We start from the raw sequence: 19450 nt of genomic DNA on the forward strand, positions 1-19450 counted from the left end.
CCGCCGCCCCCCCCCCCCCCCCCCCCCCCCCCCGCTTCAACAGTTTCCCCCTCTATACGTAGCGGAACACGCCGACGGCGTAGACCACGGAGAGAGCGAGAGCCCACCACAGGTTGGATCCGACAAGACCCAACCAAGCGAGATGGATAAAGGCGCTGCCAAGCAGCGACAGGAAAAGACGATCGCCGCGCGTCGTCTCGAAGCGCAGCACGCCGACGCGCGGATTGCCGCCCGGCGAGGCGTATTCCCACGCCGCCATGCCGCAAAGCAGCAGCAGAATGGTTGCGAAGAACGCCGCCGTCGGCCACGTCCACGCCATCCAGGTGAGGTCGAAATTCATGATCATACCCTCCCCAGGGCAAAGCCCTTGGCGATATAATTTCGGACGAACCAGATCACCAGCGCGCCGGGGATCAGCGTCAGCACGCCGGCAGCGGCGAGCAGGCCCCAATCCATCCCGGCGGCCGAAACCGTACGCGTCATGGTGGCGGCGATCGGCTTGGCATCGGTGGTCGTCAGCGTGCGCGCGATCAGCAATTCGACCCACGAGAACATGAAGCAGAAGAAGCAGGCGACACCGATGCCGCTGGCGATCAGCGGCATGAAGATCTTTACGAAGAAGCGCGGGAACGAATAGCCGTCGATATAGGCGGTCTCGTCGATCTCCTTCGGCACGCCCGACATGAAGCCCTCGAGGATCCACACCGCCAGCGGCACATTGAACAGGCAGTGCGCCAGCGCGACCGCGATATGCGTGTCGATCAGCCCGAAGGCCGAGTAGAGCTGGAAGAACGGCAGCGCGAACACCGCCGGCGGCGCCATGCGGTTGGTCAAAAGCCAGAAGAACAGATGCTTGTCGCCAAGGAAGCGGTAGCGCGAAAAGGCGTAGGCCGCCGGCAATGCTGCCGCCACCGAAATCACCATGTTCATCACCACATAGGTGATCGAGTTGATGTAGCCGGAATACCAGGACGCATCGGTGAAGATGGTGACGTAGTTGGCGAGTGTCGGCGCGTGCGGGTAGAGCGTCAGCGACGAGACGATCTCTGCATTGGTCTTGAAGCTCATATTGATGAGCCAGTAGATCGGCAGCAAAAGGACGATGATGTAGAGTGTCGGCACGATCCACCACCAGCGCGATTCCTCGCCGCGCCGGCGCATGCGCCGATCGATTTCGCTCTGCGACAGCGCGCTTGAGAGCCCTTCCGAAACCTGGCTCACCCGATCACGCTCCGTCGTCGTCTCGTTGGCGCGGCCCATCTCAGCGCTCCGCGTCGTAGTTGGTCATCACGGTGTAGAACACCCATGACAACAACAGGATGATCAGAAAGTAGACCAGCGACATGGCCGCCGCCGGCCCAAGGTCGAATTGGCCGAGCGCCGTTTTGACAAGGTCGATCGACAGGAACGTCGTCGAATTGCCCGGCCCGCCGCCGGTGACGACAAAGGGTTCGGTGTAGATCATGAAACTGTCCATGAAGCGCAGCAGCACGGCGATCAGAAGCACGCGCTGCATCTTCGGCAACTGGATGTAGCGGAACACCGCCCAGCGCGAGGCGCCGTCGATCTTGGCCGCCTGATAGAAGGCATCCGGGATCGACACCAGCCCGGCGTAGCAGAGCAGCACGACGAGGCTGGTCCAGTGCCAGACATCCATGATGATGATGGTGACCCAGGCGTCATAAGGATCCTGCACATAATTATAGTCGATGCCGAGCGCGTTGACGTAGTAGCCGAGCAGGCCGATGTCGTTGCGCCCGAACACTTGCCAGATGGTGCCGACGACATTCCACGGGATCAGCAGCGGCAGTGCCATCAGCACCAGGCAAACCGGCACGCCCCAGCCCTTCTTCGGCATGTTGAGCGCGATGAAGATGCCGAGCGGCACTTCGATGGCCAGGATGATGAAGGAGAAGATCAGGTTGCGGCTCATTGCCTCCCAGAAGCGGCTCGACGAGAGCAACTCCTCGAACCACTCCGTTCCGGCCCAGAAGAAGACGTTGTTGCCGAACGTGTCCTGCACCGAATAGTTGACGACGGTCATCAGCGGGATGACGGCCGAGAATGCCACCAGCACCAGCACCGGCAGCACCAGGAACCAGGCCTTGTTGTTCCAGGTCTTGTCCATCTATGCCCCCATCTCGACGCGCCGCATCTCAACCAGCCAGGAATCGGCGTAGATGTTGATGCCGGCCGGATCGAACCGCACTTTCGGTTCTGCGGGCACGGTTTCGTCCTCGCCGATGACCGCCGCGATGTCGCGGCCTTCCAGTTTGGCGCGCACCACCTTGTGGCGGCCAAGATCCTCCACCTTGCTGATGGAAACGGCCATTCCGTCGCGGCCGAGCCTGACATATTCGGGACGAATGCCGAGCTCGACACCACCGCTGGCTGTCTTGGGTATCCCCGGCAATTCGATGCGCTGCGAGCCGAGCGTCGCTGTCTTGCCGTCGATCGCCACCGGCATGACGTTCATCCCGGGCGAGCCGATGAAATAGCCCACGAAGGTGTGGCGCGGCCGCTCGAACAGTTCCGCCGGCGTGCCGATCTGGACGATGCCGCCGTCGAACATGACCACCACCTGGTCGGCGAAGGTCAGTGCCTCGGTCTGGTCGTGCGTGACATAGACCATGGTGTAGCCGAAGCGCCGGTGAAGCTGCTTGAGCTGCGAACGCAGCACCCACTTCATGTGCGGATCGATGACGGTCAGCGGCTCGTCGAACAGGATGGCGTTGACGTCGGAGCGCACCAGGCCGCGGCCGAGCGATATCTTCTGCTTCTGGTCGGCGGTCAGGCCCCTCGCCTTCTTCTTGGCCCATGACGCCAGGTCGATCATCTCCAGCGTCTCGCGCACCTTGCGGTCGACATCGGCCTCCGGGACGCCGCGATTGCGCAGCGGGAAGGCCAGATTGTCGTAGACGGTCATGGTGTCGTAGATGACCGGGAACTGGAACACCTGCGCGATGTTGCGCTCCTGCGTCGACAGGGTGGTCACGTCCCTGCCGTTGAACAGCAGCTGGCCGTGCGAGGGATGCAGCAGGCCCGAAATGATGTTGAGCAGCGTGGTCTTGCCGCAGCCGGAAGGCCCGAGCAGCGCATAGGCGCCGCCGTCCTCGAAGGTGTGGTGCACTTCGCGCAGCGCGAAATCGGCATCCGTGCGCGGGTTCGGCAGGTAGGAATGCCTGATGTGGTTGACGTCGATGCGCGCCATATCGCCCCCCTATGCCGCCAGCTTCGGTGCGGTCACGGCGCGGCCGTGCTCGTCGAAAACCATGATGTGACGCGGATCGATGAACACCTCGACCACCTCGTCGGTCTCGAAATCGCGGATGCCGTGGGCCAGCATCACCCACCGCGCATCGGCGAAATCGAGATGGACGAAGCTTTCGGAACCGGTGATCTCGGTAATGGTGACCTTTGCCCGCACCGGCACGGCAACGGCATTGGGCCGTTCGAGCGACAGATGGTGCGGTTGGAAGCCGATCGTGTAATTGCCGTCGGCAATGCCGACGAGTTCGGCAGGCACCGGCAGCTTCACCCCGCCCTCGAGCAGGAAGTCGGCGCCTTTCTTGGCCAGCACGATGGTGTTGAGCGGCGGATCGGCGAAGGTCCTGGCCGTCACCAGGTCGACCGGCTTGCGGAACACATCGATGGTCGGCCCGAACTGGGTGATCTGGCCTTCCGACAGCGTCGCGGTGTTGCCGCCGAGCAGCAACGCCTCGTGCGGCTCGGTCGTGGCGTAGACGAAGATAGTGCCGGCGGCGGCAAATATCCTCGGCAGTTCGGCGCGCAATTCCTCGCGCAGCTTGTAGTCGAGATTGGCGAGCGGCTCATCGAGCAGCACCAGGCTGGCATTCTTGACGATGGCACGCGCCAATGCGGTGCGCTGCTGCTGCCCGCCAGACAGGTTGAGCGGCGTGCGATCGAGATAGGGCGTCAGTTTCAGCAGTGCGGCGGCTTCCCGCACCTGGCTGTCGATCCTGGCCTGCTCGATGCCGGCCACCCGCAGCGGCGAGGCGATGTTCTCATAGACCGTCATCGCCGGATAGTTGATGAACTGCTGGTAGACCATGGCGATCTTGCGCTTCTGGACCGGCATGCCGGTGACATTCTGGCCGTCGAACCAGACCGAGCCGGAAGTCGGCACATCGAGGCCGGCCATCAGCCGCATCAGGCTGGTCTTGCCTGAAAGCGTTGGGCCGAGCAGGACGTTGAGCGAGCCGTGCTGAAGCGTCAGCGACACATCGCGGATGTGCTCGATCGCACCGACTGTCTTGGTGACGTTCCTCAGTTCCAGCATGACGCCTCCTCCCAGGCTTTCCGCATCAGCTCAAAACCTCTTCATTCAGCGGCCGCGACGTGCCGCCGGCTTATGCCACGCATGAATTCATCGAGTGCGGAAACCTGCTCGCGGCCAAGATGCAGGCCGCGCTTGGTCCGCCGCCACAGCACGTCTTCCGCCGTAATAGCCCATTCGTTTTCAACGAGATAGCGCACTTCGGCCTCGTAGAGGTCGCCGCCGAAATTGCGGCCGAGATCGGCATTCGATTTGGCAAGGCCGAGCAGGATCTGTGCACGCGTCCCGTAAAGCCGGGTCAGCCGGCGGGCAAGACGCGCGTCGAGGAACGCGTAGGCCACCTTCAACTTCGCCACCTGCGCGTCGAATCCGGTGGCGGGGAAGTCGCCCCCCGGCAGCGGCGCGTTGGCGGTCCATGGCTTGCCGCGCTTGCCGAGAAAACCCTCGATCTTTTCCAGCATCGATTCCGACAGCCGGCGATAGGTGGTGATCTTGCCGCCGAAGGCATTGACGATCGGGGCCGCGCCGTCGCCGCCATCGGCCTTCAGCACATAGTCGCGTGTTGCTTCCTGCGCCTTGGAGGCGCCGTCGTCATAGAGCGGGCGAACCGCCGAATAGGTCCAGACGATGTCCGAGCGCTTTACCGGTTGCGCGAAATACTCGCTGGCCGCGGCGCAGAGATAGTCGATCTCGGTGTCGCTGATCTTCACGTCGTGCGGATCGCCGGGATAATCCCGGTCGGTGGTGCCGATCAGCGTGAACTCTTCCTCATAGGGAATGGCGAAGATGATGCGGCCATCCCTGTTCTGGAAGAAATAGGCACGCGGATCGTCGAATTTCCTGGCGATAACGATGTGGCTGCCCTGCACGAGGCGGACATTGTGGACATCGTTCTGGCCGACGACGCCGGACAGGACGTGATCGACCCATGGACCGGCGGCATTGACCAGCAGCCTTGCCTTGATCTCCTCGGTCTCGCCCGTCTGCAGGTTCTCGATCTTGATCGCCCAGGTGCCGCCTTCGCGGTGCGCCCCGATCACCTTGGTGCGGGTCCGGATCGTCGCTCCGCGGTCGGCGGCGTCACGCGCATTGAGCGCCACCAGGCGTGCGTCATTGACCCAGCCATCCGAATATTCGAAGGCCTTCTTGAACAAGGGCTTCAAAGGCTTGCCTGCCGGATCGCTCGCCATGTCGAGCGTCCTGGTCGCCGGCAGCAATTTGCGCCCGCCAATATGGTCATAGAGGAAAAGGCCGAGCCGGATCAGCCAGGCCGGGCGCAGGCCCTTGGCATAGGGCAGCACGAAGCGCATCGGCCAGATGATGTGCGGGGCGTTCTTCCACAGAACCTCGCGCTCCATGAGCGCCTCGCGCACCAGGCGAAATTCGTAGAATTCGAGGTAGCGCAGCCCGCCATGGATCAGCTTGGTCGAACCGGAGGATGTTCCGCTGGCGAGATCGTTCATCTCGGCGAGAAAAACCGAAAAGCCACGACCGACGGCATCGCGGGCGATGCCGCAGCCGTTGATTCCGCCACCTATGACGAAAATGTCACGGATTGAAGATGCGTCCACTTAGTTCCTCCACGATTTCGCATTGCACCATTTTGGGTCTTTTGCGAAACCGTGGTGGAATTATTTCGAACTGATAACGAATGTCAAACGAAATATCACGAGCCCGTGAGACGGCTGTGAAACCTCTTAGCCGAGCGACGTCTCGATCATCTGAACCTCGGCCTCCTGGCAGATCTTGCGCACCGAAGGGATGTCGCAGCGATCGGTGATGAAGGTGTTGACCTGCGACAGGTGGCCGATGCGCACAGGCGCGGTGCGTTCGAATTTGGTCTGATCGGAAACCAGGATGACATGCCTTGCGTTGGCGATAATCGCCTGCGCCACCTTCACCTCGCGAAAATCGAAATCGAGCAAGGCGCCGTCATGGTCGATCGCCGAGGCGCCAATCACCGCGTAGTCGACCTTGAACTGCTTGATGAAATCGACCGCCGCTTCACCCACGACACCGCCATCGGAGCCGCGCACCACCCCGCCGGCAATCACCACCTCAATCGAAGGATATATGCGCATCCTATTGGCAACATTTATGTTATTGGTGATCACCATGAGACCGTTGTGGTCGAGCAAAGCCTTGCTGACCGACTCGGTCGTGGTGCCGATGTTGATGAACAGCGAAGCGTTGTCGGGGATCAGCTTGGCCGCCGCGCGTCCGATCGCCTCTTTCTCTTCGGCGGCAATCTTGCGCCGCGCCTCGTACTCCATGTTCTCTATGCCCGAGGGAAACAACGCGCCGCCATGGATGCGCGAAAGCAGCCGCTGGTCGCAGAGGTCGTTGAGATCCTTGCGGATGGTCTGCGGCGTCACGTTGAAATGGGTTGCCAGGTCGTCGACCAGCACGCGCCCATTATCCTTGGCCATCTGGACGATTTCGGCATGGCGCGGCGACAAATACATTTAGGCAAGCTCCCGTTTTCGTTTTTCTTGAGCATAGTTGAAAACGAAACCGATTAAAAGGCACAAGCCGGCTAACGAAAAGCATATGATAGCAAAGGCAAACTCCTGTGCAATCCAGAACAGCCTTGATTAGGATATGGCGCGCGCGACTTCGGTGATGACCGCGAAAGCCGCATCGACGTCGCCAGCCGTCGCCTCGAACTGACCAACCTGGAAGCGGATCGCCACCCGTCCATCGACCCTCGTCTGCGTCAGGTAGATGCGGCCGTCGTCGTTGATCGCATTGACCAGCCGCAGATTGTGTTCGTCGGCATCGACGCCCGGGGCCGCCTCGTGCCGGAACGAGAACAGCGAGAGCATCGGCTGGCTGACGATCTCGAAATCCGCCTCTTTCGCCAGCCGCGCTGCGAGGCCTTCGCTCCAGGCGACATGGTTGCGGATCATCGTGCGCAGGTTTTCCAGCCCGTGGGCTCGCAGCAGGAACCACAATTTCAGCGCGCGGAAGCGCCGGCCGAGCGGCACCGACCATTCTGAGTAATTGATGATGCCGTCATGGCCATGCGTTTTCAGATAGTCCGGCTTGATGGCCAGGGTCCTGACATGGCTTTCGGGATCGCGCAGGAACTGGATGGAACAGTCGAATTGCGCGCCCAGCCATTTATGCGGATTGAAGACGATCGAATCGGCGCCTTCGACGCCGGTCCAGAAATGCCGGTACTCAGGACAGATCATCGCCGACCCCGCCCATGCCGCATCGACATGAAGATAAAGCCCATGCCGCCGCGCCACCTCGGCGACCGCGGCAATATCGTCGGTACCGCCTGTGCTGGTGCCGCCAACGCAAGCGATGATCCCCGCCGGCAGCATGCCGGCTTGCCGGTCCGCGATGATCGCCGCTTCGAGAGCCGAAGTATCCATGGCGCGAAAACGGCCGGCGACCGGAATGCGCACCAGATTGTCCTCGCCGATACCCGACACCCAGATCGCCCGGTCGATGGAGGTGTGTACCTGGTCGGAGGAATAGATGCGCAACCGCGCCTGCCCGGTCAGCCCCTTTTTGTTGCCTTGCCAGTCCAGCGCCCGTTCGCGCATGGTCAGCACCGCGTTCAGTGTCGCCGACGAGGCCGAATCCTGGATCACGCCGGAAAAACCCTGCGGCAGGCCGAGCGCCTGGCGCATCCAGTCGACGGTGCGCGTCTCGAGTTCGGTCGCCGCCGGCGAGGTCTGCCAGAGCATGCATTGCGCGGCCATCGCCGACACCAGGTACTCCGCCACCACCGAGACCGGCGCGGCGTTGGCCGGGAAATAGGCGAAGAAACGCGGATGCTGCCAATGCGTCATCCCCGGCACGATCTTCTCCTCGAAATCGGCGAAGATCCTGTCCATCGGTTCCGCGTCTTCGGGCGGCGAGGCTTCTATGCTCCTGAAGATGTCGCCCGCTCGACCAGCGGCCGCACCGGCCGCTCGCGCAAATTGTCGCGATAGTCGGCGCCCCACTCGGCGGCGCGTTGCGACCATCGCCGGAAATCATTGTTGTTCATCCTGTCCTCTCGACACGATCGCAATGCCGGCACCCTTCGTCCGGCTTTCAAAACCCATTACTAATTAACATGTGAAGCATATGCAACGGCTGATGCCCGCCGCACGCGCCCTAGCCAGGAAAATCCGGCAGGCTGGCAAAGGCCGTCTTCAACGCATTCGACCAGCCATCGGAGATCGTGCGATAATACTGGTCGTCCTGGCCGATCCGCTTCCTCAAGCCGACCTTGAAGGCATCATTCTCCAGGAAAAGCAGGTCGAGCGGCAGGCCGACCGACAGGTTCGATTTCAGCGTCGAATCGAAGGAAACCAGCAGCAGCTTCACCGTCTCGGCGAGGCTCATCGTCCGCTCATAGGCGCGGATGATGATCGGCTTGCCGTATTTGGTCTCCCCGATCTGGAAGAACGGCGTATCGTCGGTGGACTCGATGAAATTGCCTTCGGGATAGATCATGAACAGCCTGGGCGGGCTGCCCTTGATCTGTCCGCCCAGTATGAAGGAGGCGTTGAAATAGGAATCGGCCTTCTCGCCCGCTGGCGAAGAGTGCGCGATCACTTCCTTGACGGTGTCGCCGACCAGCCGCACCGTCTGGTACATGGACGGCGTTTCGAGCAGCGTCGCATGGCGGTCCGCCACGGCCTTGGTGCGCTCGTCCAGCAGGCTGACCACGGCCTGCGTCGTCGCCAGATTGCCGGCCGACATCAAGACGATGACGCGCTCGCCGGGCTCTTCCCAGACATGCATCTTCTTGAAGGTCGAGATCGAATCCATGCCTGCATTGGTGCGCGTGTCCGACATGAACACGAGCCCGCGATCGATCTTGAGGCCGACGCAATAGGTCATGGAATCTCTTCTGGCACCAATCCTTGCGGGATTACTGCTCTACCGTGACGGTGACCGCAAGCAGTTCTTCCGCCTGTCCCAGCCGAATTCCCGACACCGGTGAGGCGTCGCGGTAATCGCGACCGGTGGCCACCTTCACATAGCGTTCGTCGGGAGAGATACCGTTGGCGGGGTCGAAGGCAACCCAGCCGAGGCCCGGAACATGGGCTTCAGCCCAGGCGTGGCTTGCCGCCTGTTCGACAGCCGCGTCCATCATCAGATAGCCGCTGACATAGCGGGCCGGAAATCCCATCGCACGCGCGGCGGCGGCGAAGATATGGCCATGGTCCTGGCAGACCCCGGTCTTAAGCGCCAGGGCTTCTTCCGCCGACGTCGTCGCGTTGGTGGTGCCCGGCGTATAGGCGACGCGTTCGCAGATGATGGCCATCAGCCGATGCAGCCTTTCGATGTCGGTCCCCTTGCCGACGGTCTCGGCAAGATCGCGAATGCCGTTGCCGATCGTGGTCAAGGACGTCTCCTGCGCGAACAGCCAGAGCGGCGCGAAGCCCTGGTGTGGTCCGCATACGCCTGATGTATCGCGCGTCACCACCTCGCCGGACGCCTCGACAGTGATGAAGTCGCGGTCACCCTCGACGCTCAGCAGCCTGGTATCGTTGCCGTAGTGATCGGTAAATCGCACTTCCTCGCGCGCGCCTTCGATCTTCAGCGCCCAGGACAGCACCGTCTGCGTCGGCCCGCTCACCGGAAGCAGCCGCAGCCTCTGGAGCAGATATTGCACCGGCGCATCGTAGCGGTATTCCGTCCGGTGAGTGATCTTGAGCCGCATGGGGTCATTTTCCGTTTGTAAGCATGATCTTGTCCGCAAACCGGTTTCCACTTTGCGGGATCATGCTCAATAAAACCGGTAATCCTGCGCGATCTCGTCGCCGAGCCTGGTGTTGTCGCGAATGAACCCCGCCAGGAACTCGTGCAGGCCGGTGTCGAATATATCCTTGATCGATCCGGCCCTCAGCATCGCCTGTGTTTTGTCCGCCGTGGCGTGACAGGCATGCCGCTCGCCATAGTCGTCGCCCAGAAATTTCAGATGCTCCGACAGGAAGCGATAGCAGAAGGTCAGCGAACGCGGCATGCGCACATTGAGGATCAGGTAATCGGCGATGTTGGTCGGCTTGTAGTCGGCGTCGTAGACCCAGCGGTAGGAGCGATGCGCCGACACCGAGCGCAGGATCGATTCCCACTGGTAGTTGTCGAGTGTCGAGCCGACCCAGGAAATCGACGGCAATAGCACGTAATATTTCACGTCGAGGATGCGCGCCGTGTTGTCGGCGCGCTCGACATAGGTGCCGAGCTGCGAAAAATCGAAAATCTCGTTGCGCAGCATGGTGCCGTAGAACGAGCCGCGGATCAGCGCCGTTTCGCGCTTGATCGCGTCTAGGACGGTCGGCAGGTCGCGCTCGTCGATCGGCCTTGCCAGCATCCGCTTCAGCGCCATCCAGGCTTCGTTGATGCTTTCCCAAGTCTCGCGCGTCAGCGCGGTGCGCACCATGCGCGCATTGTTGCGGGCCGTCTCGATCGACGACATCGTGCTCGAAGGGTTCGACGTGTCGCGAAGCAGGAAATCGGAGACGTTGGCGGCCGTATAGTCCTGGTATTTCTGCGTGAAGGTGACATCCGAGCCGGCGCTGAGCAGCACCGAATTCCACTCTTCCGAAGCGCTCTGGGTGCGGGTCAGCGCCATGCGCAACCCGGCATCGACCAGCCGCGCCATGTTTTCAGCCCGCTCGATATAGCGGTTCATCCAGTAGAGCCCGTTGGCGGTGCGGCCGAGAAGCATGGGAAGGCCCTTCGGGCTAGTGAGTAGGGATTGGTGAGCAGGGATTGGCAAGTAGTGAACAGGGAATAGTAAGCGCTTGAATCTCAATGGAATATGGCATTTTACCGTTCCCTCTTCTACTCACTACTGACTATTCCCTACTGACTATTCCCTACTGCCTACTCACTGATCTCAATCATCCAGCACCCAGGTGTCCTTCGTTCCGCCACCCTGCGACGAGTTCACCACCAGCGAGCCTTCCTTGAGCGCGACGCGGGTCAGCCCGCCGGGTACGATCTGGATGCGGTCGGATACCAACACGTAAGGCCGGAGATCGACATGGCGCGGCGCCAGGCCCTTGTCGGTCAGGATCGGACAGGTCGACAGCGCCAGAGTGGGCTGCGCGATGTAGTTGGAAGGTTTTGCCGCCAGCTTCTTGGCGAAATCCTGGCATTCCTTTTTCGTCGCCGCCGGCCCCACCAGCATGCCGTAGCCGCCCGAGCCATGCACTTCCTTGATCACCAGTTCGTGGATGTGCTCGAGCACGTATTTCAGGCTGTCCGCTTCCGAACAGCGCCAGGTCGGGATGTTGCCGAGGATCGCCTTGCGGCCGGTGTAGAATTCGACGATCTCGGGCATGTAGGAATAGATCGCCTTGTCGTCGGCGATGCCGGTGCCCGGCGCATTGGCGATGGTGATGTTGCCGGCGCGATAGACATCCATGATGCCTGGCACGCCAAGTGCCGAATCCGGCCGGAAGGTCAGCGGGTCGAGGAAGGAATCGTCGACGCGGCGGTAGAGCACGTCGATCTGCTTGTAGCCTTCGGTCGTGCGCATCGCGACATGGCCGTCGACCACGCGCAGATCCTGCCCCTCGACCAGTTGCACGCCCATCTGGTCGGCGAGAAAAGCGTGTTCGAAATAGGCGGAATTGAAACTGCCGGGCGTCAGCACCGCGATGGTCGGCGCACCCTTGGTGCCTTGCGGGCGAACCGCAGCCAGGGACTGGCGCAGAAGCTGCGGATAGTTCTCCACCGGCCGCACCTTGATCTTCTGGAACAGCTCGGGAAACAGCTGCATCATCGTTTCGCGGTTCTCCAGCATGTAGGAGACGCCGGAGGGTGTGCGCGCATTGTCCTCCAGCACGTAGAATTCGTCCTCGCTGATGCGGACGATGTCGACGCCGATAATGTGGGTGTAGACGCCGGCCGGTGGCCGCACGCCGATCATTTCCGGCAAAAACGCCTCGTTCTTGGCGATCAATTCCCTGGGAACGCGGCCGGCGCGCAGGATTTCCTGGCGATGGTAGATATCGTCGAGAAAGGCGTTCAGCGCCTGCACGCGTTGTTCGATGCCTTGCGTGAGGCGGCGCCACTCATTGCCTGAAATGATGCGTGGGACGATATCGAAAGGGATCAGCCGTTCGGAAGCTTCCTGCTCGCCATAGACGGCGAAGGTTATGCCGGTCTTGCGGAAGACGCGTTCGGCGTCCTGCATCTTCTCGGTAAGTCTGGCTGGATCCTGCTCCTTCAGCCAGCGATCGTAAGCCGAATACGGTCTTCTCAATCCGGAGACTTCCGGAAGCATTTCATCGAACGCTGGCAATCGCGTACTCCCCTGTGACACCATTTCACTGGCGTCGCCGGAGAAAATCAAGCGCAATCGGTGATTTGGAGGAAGCGGGCGATCAGTATCTTGCGCTTGCCTAAAATTGAGGCAGCCTAAATATGACCTTGATCAGCCTTTGCCTCCTGCCCGGGCAACCGCGTTTGGCGGCTAGAATGCGCGGAAGGTGACGACGGTGAAAGTGTCCTTGATGCCGGGGAGAATCTGCACCTTCTCGTTGACGAAATGGCCGACGTCTTCCTCATCGTCGACATAGAACTTGGCGAGCAGATCGTAGTTGCCAGCGGTGGAGTAGATCTCCGAGGCGATCTCGGCATCGGCAAGCGCGCTGGCAACCTCATAGGATTTGCCCAACTCGCATTTGATCTGCACGAAAAACGCCTTCATGGCTTCGTCCCGCTAAACGTCCAAGTCCAAGCGGCCCTTCTGGCAGACTGGAGGCGGGCTTTCAAGCGTTGGAATCCATCCTTGGCCGCCCGAGCCTTGGCCCCGGCTTCCGGTAGCTCGGTTATCGTCTTTGCGAATATTCGCAATCACTGAAACCGCGATATGCCGCGGAGCGTATATTATAGTGCGACTTCGGACAGCGATTTTGAAGGAAGACCTTTTCGAAGGACAACGGAGACAGGCCATGCGCCGCGCTTTTTTCGCATTCGCAGTCATTCCATTCATCTTCGTGTCGTCCATCTTCATGTCGCCCATCTTCATATCAGGGGCCTTTGCCGGCGATGCCGAGATCAAGGCCGGCCAGGCTGTCATCGACGGTCAGTTGAAAGCCCTCATAGCCAATGACGGCGCCAGGGCCTACAGCTTCGCCGCGCCAAACGTGAAGCAGGTCTTCCCGACCGTCGACGCCTTCATGAACATGGTGACCAACGGCTACCCGCCGGTGCGCAGGCCACAATCCTATGCCTTCAGCAAGGTCGAGCAGACGGGCCCGGGTTCGATTATCCAGCAGGTGCTGATCGTCGGACCCGACGGCAAGAACTACGAGGCGGTCTACACGCTGCAGCAGCAGCCCGACGGCACGTTCCAGATCACCGGTTGCAGCCTGCGAGCGTCGAATTCGCTGAGCACCTGAGCAGAGAGCGCTTAATAGCGCGCCCTGCCTCCCGACATATCGAACACCGCTCCAGTGTTGAACGCGCTGGCATCGGAGCATAGCCAAAGCACCAATGCCGCGACCTCATCCGCGGAGCCGAGACGCCTGAGCGGACTGGCGTTGATCATCTCGTCGACGACATCGTTGCCAAGGCGCCTGATGAGTTCGGTGTCGATCGGCCCCGGCGCGACACAATTGACGCGGATTTCGGTGTCACTGACCTCACGCGACAATGCCTTCGTGAAGGCAATGACACCCGCACTTGCCGCGGAATAGGCTGCTAGGTTCGGCAGTCCCTCCTTGCCCGCCAGCGAACCCATGTTGACGATACGACCACTCCCGGCTTTGCGCATGATCGGGAGAACCTGGTGGGTGACTCGAAAACGCCCATCAGGTTGACGCCGATGATGCGTTGCCACTCTATCGGATCGAAGGCCTCGAACCCGCGATAACTGCCAAGGTAGCCTGCATTGTTAATGAGGATATCAATCCGCCTGTCATTGGCTATGATCCCGGCCAAGGCGTCCTTTATCTGGTGTGCCTTGGTCACATCGACAGTCTGGCAATGGGCCCCATCGAGAGGCAAGGGATCTGCATCCCAGATCCAGACATCGGCACCGGACTGTATCAACTGTGTGGCAACGGCTTTGCCGATGCCTCTTGAGCCGCCGGTCACGATCGCGGTCTTGCCACCAAAGTCATAAGTCACGGTCATGGTTTAACCCCGACCGGACTCTGCGTCCGGACAATCGACCAGTCAATCGTTGTCAGGTAGATGCACGCTCGTTCAAAGGACGGGAATATCGCCTCTCGCCCAACCCTCGGTAATTTCTGCACCGCGCGCATCGAAGGCGCCGGTCTCGATCGCGGCGCGGATATCCTGCATAAGCTTTTGATAATACGAAAGATTATTCCAGGTCAGCAGCATGGCGCCGAGCGCCTCCTGCGAGCGCACCAGATGGTGCAGATAGGCGCGTGAATAATCCCGCGCCGCCGGGCAGTCGCTTTCCTCGTCGAGCGGGCGCGGATCGTCGGCGTGGCGGGCATTACGCAGATTGACCTTGCCGCGCCTGGTGTAGGCAAGGCCGTGGCGGCCGGCCCGCGTCGGCATCACGCAATCGAACATGTCGATGCCGCGCGCCACCGATTTCAGGATATCGTCGGGCGTACCGACGCCCATGAGATAGCGCGGCTTGTCGCCAGGCAGTTCCGGACAGGTGATGTCGAGCATCTCCAGCATCACCGCTTGCGGTTCGCCGACTGCGAGCCCGCCGACCGCGTAGCCTTTCAAATTCATCGCGCTCAGCGCCTGCGCCGAGCGCACCCTCAGTGCCGCGTTATCGCCGCCTTGCACGATGCCGAACATCGCCTTGCCCGGCTGGTCGCCGAACGCCGTCTTGCAGCGCTCGGCCCAGCGCAGCGACAGTTCCATGGCGCGCTCGATTTCCTTGATCTCGGCCGGCAGCGCCGTGCATTCGTCGAGCTGCATCTGGATGTCGGAATCGAGCAGACCCTGGATCTCGATCGAGCGCTCCGGCGACATTTCGTAAGCAGCGCCGTCGATATGGGAACGGAAAGTGACGCCCTTTTCGGTCAGCTTCCGCAGCTTCGACAGCGACATGACCTGAAAACCGCCGCTGTCGGTCAGGATCGGCTGCGGCCAGCGGGCAAACTCGTGCAAGCCGCCAAGCCGCGCCACGCGCTCGGCGCCGGGCCGCAGCATCAGATGATAGGTGTTGCCAAGGATGATGTCGGCGCCGACGCCGCGTACCTGGTCCATGTACATGGCCTTGACCGTGCCGCCAGTGCCGACCGGCATGAAGGCCGGCGTGCGGATTTCGCCGCGTGGCATGTCGATCAGGCCACGCCGCGCCGCGCCGTCGGTCGCCAGAACCTTGAAAGAGAACGGCTTAGCCATTGAATTCCTTGTCATGAACCGGCGCGTCCGGCGCTTGGCTGTCGAGCGACTGGCGATATTGGATGCAGCCGCGCATGAATTTGGGCCAAGGCGGCACCGCAATGGATGGCTCGGTCTTCTCCGGCAGCAGATCCCAGAGGTCGGGATGATGCCAGCACAGATCGTGCCCGGAAGCATCGCGGTGTGCGCGAATGCCGGCGCGCAATTTTTTCACCTCCGCGATCAGGCTTTCGCGACCGAGGGCTTGCAGATCATCGTCCATTGCTCGTCTCCGCTCGATAAAGCAGGCTTGCGTCTCCATACGAATAGAACCTGTAGCGCTCGGCGATGGCATGCGCATAGGCGGCACGCATCGTCTCCAGGCCACTGAAGGCCGACACCAGCATGAACAGGGTCGAGCGCGGCAGATGGAAATTGGTCATCAGCATGTCGGCGGTGCGAAAGCGATGGCCGGGTGTGATGAAGATGTCGGTCGGTCCGGACCATGCAGCCAATGTGCCGTCGTCACGCGCGGCACTTTCCAGCAAGCGCAGCGACGTCGTGCCAACGGCGATGATGCGCCCGCCCCTCGCCTTCGCCGCGTTGAGCGCTTCGGCGGTCGCCACGCTGACCGAACCGATCTCGGCATGCATCTTATGGTCGGCGGTATCGTCCGCCTTCACCGGCAGGAACGTGCCGGCGCCGACATGAAGCGTGACGAACCGGCGTTCGACACCTTTGGCGTCGAGCGCGGCAAACAGCTCCGGGGTAAAATGCAGGCCTGCGGTGGGCGCCGCAACGGCTCCTTCCTCCCGGGCATAGATGGTCTGGTAGTCGGCCCGGTCGCGCTCGTCGTCATCACGCTTCGAGGCGATATAGGGCGGCAGCGGTATGTGGCCGACGGCATGCAGCGCCTCGTCCAGGAACGGACCCGAAAGGTCGAAGCCGAGCAGCGCCTCGCCGCCCTCGCCCTTTTCGATCACCGTCGCGTCGAGCTGGCCGAGGAAACAGGAATTGCCGTCATGGCCGAAATGGATGCGGTCGCCGGCGGCAACGCGCTTGCCGGGCCGCATGAAGGCGAGCCAGCGATCCGGCGCCATGCGCATGTGCAGCGTGGCCTCGACCTGTGCCTGCGCCTCGCCGCGCCGCCTTATGCCTTTGAGCTGCGCCGGGATGACCTTGGTGTCGTTGAACACCAGCACGTCGCCGGCCCTGAGCAAGGACGGCAGATCGCGAACCCTGCGGTCGTCGAGCGCCTCGCCCGGTCTGATCACCAGCATCCCAGCGCTGTCGCGAGGTTCCGCCGGTCGAAGCGCGATGCGCTCCTCCGGCAGGGCGAAATCGAAGAGATCGACACGCATCAGAAGAGCCGGACGAGCAGCGCTCCGGCCAAGAGCAGCACCGCGCCGGCAACGCGGCCGAGCGAGATTTCACGCACCGCGACACCGAGGAAGCCTATGCGGTCGATAAGCATGCCGGCCAGCAACTGCCCGGCGACCAGGAACGCCATCAGTGCGGCGGCACCGATGCGGGGCGTGAGGATCGTCGACAGCGTGACGTAGAAGCCGCCGAGCATGCCGCCGGCGACGAACAGCCAGGGCGCCGGCGCCTTCCAGTCGAGCGAGATGCCTTGCAGCTTGACCACGATGACGGCGATGATGCCGAGCACCACCGCGCCCGACAGGAACGAGAACGCGGCCGCCGCGACCGGCAGCCCCAGGCCGCGCGCCAGCTGCGAATTGATCGGCGCCTGAATGGCAATGAAGGCGCCTGACAGGATGCCGAGAAGCGACCAGACGACGCCCATCATTGTCGTATTACCTTACTTGACGTCGGCCGCGACCTTCAGCGACACGATCTTGTCGGGATCCTGCACCGGCTCGCCGCGCTTGATCTTGTCGACATTGTCCATGCCTTCGATGACTTGGCCCCAGACCGTGTACTGGCGGTTGAGGAAGGCGGCATCGTCGAAGCAGATGAAGAACTGCGAGTTGGCCGAGTTCGGGTTCTGCGAACGCGCCATCGAACAGGTGCCGCGGCCGTGGTTGGCATTGGAGAATTCGGCCTTCAGGTCCGGCTTGTCGGAGCCGCCCATGCCGGCACGGGAAGGAGCAAAGGTCGGCTTGCTCGAATTGCCGAACTTGACGTCGCCGGTCTGCGCCATGAAGCCTTCGATGACGCGGTGGAAGACCACGCCGTCATAGGCGCCTTCCCTGGCCAGTTCCTTGATGCGGGCGACATGGCCAGGTGCCAGGTCGGGGAGAAGTTCGATGACGACCTTGCCCTTGGTCGTTTCCATGATGAGCGCGTTCTCGCGGTCCTTGATCTCGGCCATGTCAGTTATCCTTTTGATAAAACAGATTGATTTGACAATTTTACTTGTCTGCGGCGATGCGCACTTTGATCATCCGGTCGGGATCTGCGACCGTACCGTTGTCCGCCTCGTCGCCCTTCTTGATCTTGTCCACCAGGTCCATGCCGCTGACCACATTGCCGACGATGGTGTACTGCCCGTCGAGCGGCGGCGCCGGCGCGAACATGATGAAGAACTGCGAGTTTGCGGAGTTCGGGTCCTGCGAGCGGGCCATGCCGACCACGCCGCGCTTGTAGTGTTCGGTCTGCGAGAACTCGGCCGGCAGGTCGGGCAGGTCGGAACCGCCGGTGCCGACGGCCTGGGCGTTGAAACCCTTCTCCATGTTGCCGAACTTGACGTCGCCGGTCTGCGCCATGAAGCCGTCGATGACACGGTGGAACGCGACGTTGTCGTAGGCATGATCACGCACAAGCTTCTTGATCTGCGCGACATGCTTGGGCGCCAGGTCGGGCCGCAGCGCGATGGTCACGTCGCCGCCCTTCAGTGTGATGATCATGGTGTTTTCGGGATCGGCGGCATGGGCCGAGACCGATGCGGTCACGAGACCGGCAAGCACGACGAGGAACGAGGCGAGCTTTTTCAGCTGCATGGTCTTCTCCGAGAAACTTATTTTGCGAATTTGGCGGTGAGCGCACCGGCGACGGCCGCCGGCACGAAGGGGCGGATGTCGCCTCCCATCGAGGCTATCTGGCGCACAAGTGTGGCGGTAATGGTGCGTACCGACGGGCTGGCGGGCAGAAAAACCGTCTGCAGTTCCGGCGCCATGGTCTCGTTCATGCCGGCCATCTGCATCTCGTAGTCGAGATCGGTGCCATCGCGCAGGCCGCGGATCATGATCGAGGCGCCTTCTCTCCTGGCGGCGTCGATGACCAGCCCGTCAAAGGCGACCACCTTGATGCGGCCGCCCTCCCTGCCGAATTCGGCCTTGGTGGCGGCTTCGATGAGCTGCACCCGCTCCTCGAAGGAGAACAGCGGCTTCTTGCCCGGATGAATGCCGATCGCCGCATAGACGACGTCGGCCACGGCCAGCGATGCTGTCAGCACATCGAGATGGCCGTTGGTCAGCGGATCGAAAGAGCCGGCATAGAGGGCAATTCGTTCAGTCATGGCTGGTGCTTCTAGCGAGCCTCCGCCGCAAAGGCAAATCCGATCGGCACTGAAGCCGTGAACCTTTTCCGCCGCATGAACGACAGATGAACACGCTGATCACGAAGCCTTCACGCAGCGTTCACTAGGTTGCACCTTAATAAGATGAAACCAAAATCCCATCTATCCGTTGTAAGGCGCAGGAGAACACGCACATGCTGATCTACATGCTCGCCACCGCAATGACCGTCGCCATGCTGATCGCCACAGTATTCGGGCTGCATCAGGAGGCGCAACGGGTCCGCGTCAAGGCCACCACCAAGCGCTTCGAAGGCTTCGGCCCCCGCAAGCCCTTCCGTCACTACTAAGTCAGTCCAGACTTGCTGCCGCGCCGGCCAACAGGCCGG

21 protein-coding genes and 2 pseudogenes are annotated in these 19450 nt (G+C 61.7%); 2 read left to right on the forward strand and 21 right to left on the reverse strand.

The genetic code is table 11. The features are described 5' to 3' along the window. Positions 1 to 52: 52 nt before the first annotated feature. The 13 genes and pseudogenes from LB577_RS19460 to LB577_RS19520 all read right to left on the reverse strand — a co-directional run bounded on the left by LB577_RS19460 (position 53) and on the right by LB577_RS19520 (position 12971). Positions 53 to 340: a DUF2160 domain-containing protein gene (locus LB577_RS19460; protein ID WP_411969301.1), complete on the reverse strand. Its 288-nt coding sequence runs from the start codon at positions 338 to 340 to the stop codon at positions 53 to 55. 2 nt (positions 341 to 342) lie between these two features. Then, positions 343 to 1260, reverse strand: coding sequence for a carbohydrate ABC transporter permease (locus LB577_RS19465; protein WP_023764870.1), 918 nt, complete (start codon positions 1258 to 1260; stop codon positions 343 to 345). 1 nt (position 1261) lies between these two features. Continuing rightward, positions 1262 to 2128, reverse strand: coding sequence for a carbohydrate ABC transporter permease (locus tag LB577_RS19470; protein WP_023764869.1), 867 nt, complete (start codon positions 2126 to 2128; stop codon positions 1262 to 1264). Continuing rightward, the gene (locus tag LB577_RS19475; protein WP_023764868.1) at positions 2129 to 3211 is read right to left on the reverse strand and encodes an ABC transporter ATP-binding protein; all 1083 of its coding nucleotides are present in this window, start codon (positions 3209 to 3211) and stop codon (positions 2129 to 2131) included. A gap of 9 nt (positions 3212 to 3220) precedes the next feature. Next, positions 3221 to 4300, reverse strand: a complete 1080-nt coding sequence (locus LB577_RS19480) for an ABC transporter ATP-binding protein (RefSeq protein WP_224687947.1) — start codon at positions 4298 to 4300, stop codon at positions 3221 to 3223. 41 nt (positions 4301 to 4341) lie between these two features. Further along, positions 4342 to 5868, reverse strand: coding sequence for a glycerol-3-phosphate dehydrogenase (gene glpD / locus LB577_RS19485; RefSeq protein WP_224687948.1), 1527 nt, complete (start codon positions 5866 to 5868; stop codon positions 4342 to 4344). Between the two features lie 126 nt (positions 5869 to 5994). Then, complete coding sequence (locus LB577_RS19490; protein ID WP_224687949.1) at positions 5995 to 6762, reverse strand: DeoR/GlpR family DNA-binding transcription regulator; 768 nt, start codon at positions 6760 to 6762, stop codon at positions 5995 to 5997. A 129-nt stretch (positions 6763 to 6891) separates the two neighbouring features. Beyond that, a pseudogene (locus LB577_RS19495) lies at positions 6892 to 8303 on the reverse strand (pyridoxal phosphate-dependent decarboxylase family protein). Positions 8304 to 8413: 110 nt separating this feature from the next. Then, positions 8414 to 9145 carry a peptidase gene (locus tag LB577_RS19500; RefSeq protein ID WP_013895309.1) on the reverse strand — a complete coding sequence of 244 codons (732 nt, stop codon included), beginning with the start codon at positions 9143 to 9145 and terminating at the stop codon, positions 8414 to 8416. Positions 9146 to 9176: 31 nt separating this feature from the next. After that, positions 9177 to 9971: a transglutaminase domain-containing protein gene (locus tag LB577_RS19505; RefSeq protein ID WP_023764863.1), complete on the reverse strand. Its 795-nt coding sequence runs from the start codon at positions 9969 to 9971 to the stop codon at positions 9177 to 9179. A gap of 66 nt (positions 9972 to 10037) precedes the next feature. Next, positions 10038 to 10979 (reverse strand): alpha-E domain-containing protein, encoded by a 942-nt coding sequence (locus tag LB577_RS19510; protein ID WP_013895307.1) that lies wholly within the window; start codon positions 10977 to 10979, stop codon positions 10038 to 10040. A 171-nt stretch (positions 10980 to 11150) separates the two neighbouring features. Continuing rightward, complete coding sequence (locus LB577_RS19515; RefSeq protein ID WP_224687950.1) at positions 11151 to 12563, reverse strand: circularly permuted type 2 ATP-grasp protein; 1413 nt, start codon at positions 12561 to 12563, stop codon at positions 11151 to 11153. 171 nt (positions 12564 to 12734) lie between these two features. After that, on the reverse strand, positions 12735 to 12971 hold the full coding sequence (locus tag LB577_RS19520) for an Lrp/AsnC family transcriptional regulator (RefSeq protein WP_010909609.1): 237 nt from the start codon (positions 12969 to 12971) through the stop codon (positions 12735 to 12737). Positions 12972 to 13215: 244 nt separating this feature from the next. Here LB577_RS19520 and LB577_RS19525 point away from each other — a divergent pair, with 244 nt between their 5' ends. After that, positions 13216 to 13665, forward strand: a complete 450-nt coding sequence (locus tag LB577_RS19525; RefSeq protein ID WP_224687951.1) for a DUF4864 domain-containing protein — start codon at positions 13216 to 13218, stop codon at positions 13663 to 13665. A gap of 11 nt (positions 13666 to 13676) precedes the next feature. Here the strand turns inward: LB577_RS19525 and LB577_RS33525 are convergent. From LB577_RS33525 to coaD, 8 genes and pseudogenes are all read right to left on the reverse strand, one after another. After that, a pseudogene (locus LB577_RS33525) lies at positions 13677 to 14401 on the reverse strand (SDR family NAD(P)-dependent oxidoreductase). Between the two features lie 72 nt (positions 14402 to 14473). Further along, positions 14474 to 15604, reverse strand: a complete 1131-nt coding sequence (gene tgt / locus LB577_RS19535; protein ID WP_224687952.1) for a tRNA guanosine(34) transglycosylase Tgt — start codon at positions 15602 to 15604, stop codon at positions 14474 to 14476. After that, positions 15597 to 15866 carry a hypothetical protein gene (locus tag LB577_RS19540; RefSeq protein ID WP_224687953.1) on the reverse strand — a complete coding sequence of 90 codons (270 nt, stop codon included), beginning with the start codon at positions 15864 to 15866 and terminating at the stop codon, positions 15597 to 15599. The genes tgt and LB577_RS19540 overlap by 8 nt, the downstream gene beginning before the upstream one ends. Then, complete coding sequence (gene queA, locus LB577_RS19545; RefSeq protein ID WP_224687954.1) at positions 15856 to 16944, reverse strand: tRNA preQ1(34) S-adenosylmethionine ribosyltransferase-isomerase QueA; 1089 nt, start codon at positions 16942 to 16944, stop codon at positions 15856 to 15858. The genes LB577_RS19540 and queA overlap by 11 nt, the downstream gene beginning before the upstream one ends. After that, positions 16944 to 17393: a DMT family transporter gene (locus tag LB577_RS19550; RefSeq protein WP_023764856.1), complete on the reverse strand. Its 450-nt coding sequence runs from the start codon at positions 17391 to 17393 to the stop codon at positions 16944 to 16946. The genes queA and LB577_RS19550 overlap by 1 nt, the downstream gene beginning before the upstream one ends. A gap of 12 nt (positions 17394 to 17405) precedes the next feature. Next, the gene (locus tag LB577_RS19555; RefSeq protein ID WP_013895300.1) at positions 17406 to 17918 is read right to left on the reverse strand and encodes a peptidylprolyl isomerase; all 513 of its coding nucleotides are present in this window, start codon (positions 17916 to 17918) and stop codon (positions 17406 to 17408) included. Positions 17919 to 17958: 40 nt separating this feature from the next. After that, positions 17959 to 18453 (reverse strand): peptidylprolyl isomerase, encoded by a 495-nt coding sequence (locus tag LB577_RS19560; RefSeq protein ID WP_224688010.1) that lies wholly within the window; start codon positions 18451 to 18453, stop codon positions 17959 to 17961. Positions 18454 to 18563: 110 nt separating this feature from the next. Next, positions 18564 to 19064 (reverse strand): pantetheine-phosphate adenylyltransferase, encoded by a 501-nt coding sequence (gene coaD, locus LB577_RS19565; RefSeq protein WP_224687955.1) that lies wholly within the window; start codon positions 19062 to 19064, stop codon positions 18564 to 18566. A gap of 194 nt (positions 19065 to 19258) precedes the next feature. Between coaD and LB577_RS19570 the strand changes: the two genes are divergently transcribed. Continuing rightward, the gene (locus tag LB577_RS19570) at positions 19259 to 19411 is read left to right on the forward strand and encodes a hypothetical protein (protein ID WP_224687956.1); all 153 of its coding nucleotides are present in this window, start codon (positions 19259 to 19261) and stop codon (positions 19409 to 19411) included. Positions 19412 to 19450 lie beyond the last annotated feature (39 nt).

This window comes from Mesorhizobium sp. B283B1A, from assembly GCF_020165735.1.
Lineage (GTDB): Bacteria > Pseudomonadota > Alphaproteobacteria > Rhizobiales > Rhizobiaceae > Mesorhizobium > Mesorhizobium opportunistum.